The organism is Endozoicomonas sp. SESOKO4 (assembly GCF_024606275.1).
This window is the reverse complement of sequence record NZ_JAHHPS010000097.1, coordinates 1-4355: the sequence shown is the minus strand read 5'-3', so window position 1 is coordinate 4355 and position 4355 is coordinate 1. Positions and strand designations below refer to the sequence as shown.

Below are 4355 nucleotides of genomic sequence, written 5' to 3'. Positions count from 1 at the left end.
GACCAATTTATTGCAACCGCAGTAGGACAGCCTTAAGTCCGACAGGCTGCTAGACAATAATGTCACTCTGCATCCTCGTTGGGATACCATCTTAATTTGGATCGACAGGCTTCGTAAAAATTGTGATTCAGTGGATGCAGTAGTCTCAGTCTTTGGTGTTTTTTACGGATCAGGATGACGTCGTCAGGTACCAGCTCAATATCCACCTGCCCGTCAAAGCTGATGCGGGGATGTATTTCGTTGCCTTCGTGAATGACAAGCTGCAACTGACTGTTACCATCCACAACCAGAGGTCGGTTAGTCAGCATATGCGGATACATGGGAACCAGCACGATAGCATCCAGTTTTGGATGCATGATGGGACCGCCCCCCGACAGAGCGTAGGCGGTTGAGCCCGTCGGCGTTGCCATAATCAGACCATCAGAACGCTGCCTATAGACAAACTGGTCTTCAATAAACAGCTCAAACTCTATGATCTTGGTGGACACCCCCGGATGCAGCACCACATCATTGAGAGCATCACCACAGCCAATGGTTTTACCTTGACGCTCAACCTTGGCTTCCAGCAGAAACCGGTTCTCCATTCGGTAATGACCATTAAGTATTTCGCCAATACAGGCTTCCAGCTCATCCGGCGAAACATCGGTCAGAAAGCCCAGACGACCAAGGTTGACACCCACTACCGGCACATCATGGACAGAGAGTTCTCTGCCAGCCCCCAGCAAACTGCCGTCACCCCCGATGACCACGACCAGATCGCAAATTTTGCCCATGCTGGCCCGGTCACAGATGTGGAAACCATGCCCCGGCAAAAGATCCGATAATTGCTCATCCAGAGACACTGTTACACCCTGCGAATGCAGAAAATCGGTCAAACGTTTCAGGGGGCCATCAATATGAGCCTTACCCTGACGCCCGGTAACCCCAACCTGCTTGAATTCTTCCATCGGTCTAAATCACTTATCGTTGGTGAATTTATCCTGCCCGGATGACAGCTCAGCCTTAATTGAGCGATGACTGTAATCTGCCTGGTGAATATATAAACACACCGATTTGAATCTGTTACTCTTATTTGTCACCTGCAGGCTTCCCGGAGCCCGCAACGATCAGCCATCATTTTGTTATTTACAGCCATCGGCCCGATACCATGAACTGCTAAAAATGAATCGTCTCTCTCATCAGCAGATAGCCCGGGATATCCAATGGTTACTGAGCAGCCCCTCCATCATCAACCCTGATTATGATGCGAGGTTTATCTGCCCGGCAACCCACCCGGTGCACAACGACCAGATTACAGGCTCTGGCTATTCAGAGCTAGTGGAGATTCTGCATCAGCGACGGAGTCATCTGCTGGGTATCTATTATGAATCACTCTGGCAATACATCCTCAGACATTCAGAAGACTATCAGCTGATGGCCTGCAATCTTCAGGTTCAGAATAATCACCAGACACTGGGCGAGTTCGACCTGATTCTTAAGTCCCTTAAGCGAGAGGTTTTTATTCATCGGGAACTCGCCATCAAATACTATCTGGGTCTTCCTTCCGGCAATCACCCGGCCAGCCCCTGGCATCACTGGATTGGGCCAGGCCTGCACGACCGCATGGACAAGAAGCTCAACCACATGCTGCAACATCAGATCACGCTTTCGCAGACTCATGCCGGGCAACGTGCACTCAATGCTCTGGATATCTCCGGGGTACAGACTGAAATACTTTTCCAGGGATACCTTTTTTATCCGGTTACAGGTGCCTGCCCACCCCCTGAAGACTGTTCTGCTCAACACCTGAGGGGACACTGGCTGCCCATTAATCAGTTATCTTCATGGCTGGAACTCGAAGAAGGCGAAATCTGCTACCTGCCTCTGCCAAAATCACTCTGGCTATCTTCCTACAGAGGTGTGTCTGATCCAGCGACTCACCTCTCCGGAGATGAACTGATCAAATGCTTGCAGTCACAATTATCCAAAATCGCCCGTCCTCAGATGGTGGTTCGGTGTCATGAAAAAGAGGGTAATCTGTGTGAAAACAGTCGTTTTTTTGTGGTGCCCGATAACTGGGAAGCCGAGGCGATAGTGGCCGCTAAAATATAAACGACTCTTGTTATGCATTCGTTTTTATATAACAATTCGTAACAACTATTTATCGGTATTGATAAATAATTAATGGACTGTCTTGCTAATAGGGTATTTGCATTATGAAACGCTTGAGCTTATTCATTAACCGTTTCTATACTGGGCTATTTTGCTTGCTTGCCACGCTTCTTGTTCTTCAATCACCGGCGAGTCATGCCACAGGATTGATTGATACCCTGACCAGCCAGTTAAATGTCAGCAAGTTTCAAGCCGAAGGGGGTGCAGGTGCCCTGTTACAGATGGCCAGCTCTCAATTATCAAAAGACGACTTTAATACCATTCAGGGAGCACTACCGGAAACAGCGGAGTTATTAAAGGCAGCACCGGAAGTAATACCTGCCAAAAACTCTTCATCGATATTGAACTCTGCCAATTTGCTGGGCGGTTTCCATACTCTGAGCCAGCAGTTCAAAAAACTGGGCCTGAAGGACGAGATGATTTCGAAGTTTTCGACCGTACTGATTGATTATCTCAAAGCGAACCCGAATAGCGAAGCCGCCGGACTGTTAAAATCGGCACTTCCTTCAGGTATAGCCAATACTGCAGGCTCCCTGATTGAAAAATTCATGTAGCCCACTGGCTGAAACCACGACGCCCCTGGAGACCACCGGTATGAATGAGCAGCAGCCTGCCAATGCCGGATAGACCTCCCGATTCGGCCATCTGCTTCAGCGCAAAAAATAGCTTACCCGTATAAACCGGGTCCAGAGGGATCCCGGTTTCCCGCTCAAATTCCAGAATAAACCGAATAAGCTCGGGAGTTGTTTTGCCATAGCCACCACAATGGTGATCCAGCTCCAGGCTCCAACAGGTCGCAAGCGCGGGAAGATACTGCTGAATATCATTTTTCAAAAAATTTGCCCCTTTGAGCACCGAAAATCCCCGTACATGGGCATCATTGCCTGCACTGCGAACAACGCCAGCCATGGTCGCACCGGTACCACAGGCCAACCAAATCTCATCATATTCCGAAGCCCGGATGCACCCCGCAGCAAGAATGTCTTCACAACCCCTGACCCCCGGTTCGCCCGAGCCTCCTTCCGGAACAATCATCACCTGATCCAGGGAGAGTGACAGCTGTTTTACCAGCATCTGCTGATATTGAGTCTCATCCCGCTTTCGGTATTCAGCACGACTGACATAAACCAGTCTCATGCCCCAGCGTTCTGCATCCTTTAACATGGCAGAGGGTCTAGCCGGTTTCTCACCTCGAATAACGCCTATTGTCTGAAAACCCAAACGATAACCTGCCGCTGCCATGGCATGAAGATGATTAGACCAGGCACCACCAAAGCTTAAAAGTGTTTTGATCTTTCTTGAACGCGCTTCAATAAGAAAGTATTTAAGTTTGAACCACTTATTACCACTAATAAGCGCATCAATTTGATCAAGACGAAGAACATCAATCGCAATAGAGTAATCGCGCACAAGACAGGTATTTATTCTTTCTATAGGCACATTGTTACGAATAACATCTGAAAAACACATAATCCCGTTTATTTTTCTGGTTTTAACACTCAGTAAGCAAAAATGACGTAATAAGTCAGTGATATAAACAATATCAGTAATAAAGAATACATATAACAAGCCTTCATTCCACTGATCTACGTGCTACAATGGGATCTCACTTAAACATTGTACTCTTACCTGACGCCCAAAAAGACAGTGTCTCTAGCGACGCTTGAAGCTTTGAAAGGTGACAGACAAGCAGCTACAGCGTCCCCGGAGATAGAGAAAAAATGGCAAACAAACTGTTCGTTGGCAACCTGGCCTTCGCCGCAACAGAACAAGATCTGGAAGAGGCTTTTGGTGCCTTCGGCGAAATCGAGGAAGCGAAAATCATCCTCGATCGTGAAACCGGTCGTTCTCGTGGCTTTGCTTTCGTAACCTTCAGTTCTGAAGATGCTGCTGAAGCCGCTCTTGCCCTGGATGGGCAGGATGTAGCGGGTCGCAGCATCCGCGTCAGCATCGCAACCGAGCGCCCTCGCAACAACAATGGCGGCGCTCGTCGTGGCTTTGGCGGGAATCGTGAAGGCGGTCGTCGCTTCTGACAACATCCCCCGATCCAGATCCAAAAAAGCTGGTTCATTGCTAGCTTTTTTTTCGCCTGAAATTTGCCTATTTGCAAGTAAAAAAAAACGATTACCTAAAAGATAATCGTTTTTGTAGATGGCGGACCGGACGGGACTCGAACCCGCGACCTCCGGCGTGACAGGCCGGCA

The 4355-nt window shown here is 48.5% G+C and carries 5 protein-coding genes; 3 read left to right on the top strand and 2 right to left on the bottom strand.

Annotation, left to right across the window (positions count from 1 at the left end; genetic code table 11):
* Positions 1 to 62: 62 nt before the first annotated feature.
* A complete protein-coding gene (locus KDK16_RS01700) occupies positions 63 to 947 on the bottom strand; it encodes an NAD(+) kinase (protein ID WP_257274378.1) in 885 nt (294 codons plus the stop codon).
* Between the two features lie 106 nt (positions 948 to 1053).
* Between KDK16_RS01700 and KDK16_RS01695 the strand changes: the two genes are divergently transcribed.
* Together KDK16_RS01695 and KDK16_RS01690 are read left to right on the top strand one after the other, a co-directional pair.
* Positions 1054 to 2091: a DUF1853 family protein gene (locus KDK16_RS01695; RefSeq protein ID WP_257274377.1), complete on the top strand. Its 1038-nt coding sequence runs from the start codon at positions 1054 to 1056 to the stop codon at positions 2089 to 2091.
* 155 nt (positions 2092 to 2246) lie between these two features.
* Positions 2247 to 2705: a DUF2780 domain-containing protein gene (locus KDK16_RS01690; RefSeq protein WP_257274376.1), complete on the top strand. Its 459-nt coding sequence runs from the start codon at positions 2247 to 2249 to the stop codon at positions 2703 to 2705.
* On the opposite strand, the gene KDK16_RS01685 is transcribed toward KDK16_RS01690, so the two are convergent.
* Positions 2698 to 3621: a 1-aminocyclopropane-1-carboxylate deaminase/D-cysteine desulfhydrase gene (locus tag KDK16_RS01685; RefSeq protein WP_257274375.1), complete on the bottom strand. Its 924-nt coding sequence runs from the start codon at positions 3619 to 3621 to the stop codon at positions 2698 to 2700. The genes KDK16_RS01690 and KDK16_RS01685 overlap by 8 nt on opposite strands.
* Before the next feature lie 251 nt (positions 3622 to 3872).
* Here KDK16_RS01685 and KDK16_RS01680 point away from each other — a divergent pair, with 251 nt between their 5' ends.
* The gene (locus KDK16_RS01680) at positions 3873 to 4184 is read left to right on the top strand and encodes an RNA-binding protein (RefSeq protein ID WP_257274374.1); all 312 of its coding nucleotides are present in this window, start codon (positions 3873 to 3875) and stop codon (positions 4182 to 4184) included.
* The last annotated feature ends 171 nt before the right edge of the window (positions 4185 to 4355 follow it).

Bases quoted from the DNA above. Each gene is read 5' to 3' on its own strand.
- KDK16_RS01700 (WP_257274378.1), bottom strand. From the start codon at position 947: ATGGAAGAATTCAAGCAGGTTGGGGTTACCGGGCGTCAGGGTAAGGCT.
- KDK16_RS01685 (WP_257274375.1), bottom strand. From the start codon at position 3,621: ATGTGTTTTTCAGATGTTATTCGTAACAATGTGCCTATAGAAAGAATA.
- KDK16_RS01680 (WP_257274374.1), top strand. From the start codon at position 3,873: ATGGCAAACAAACTGTTCGTTGGCAACCTGGCCTTCGCCGCAACAGAA.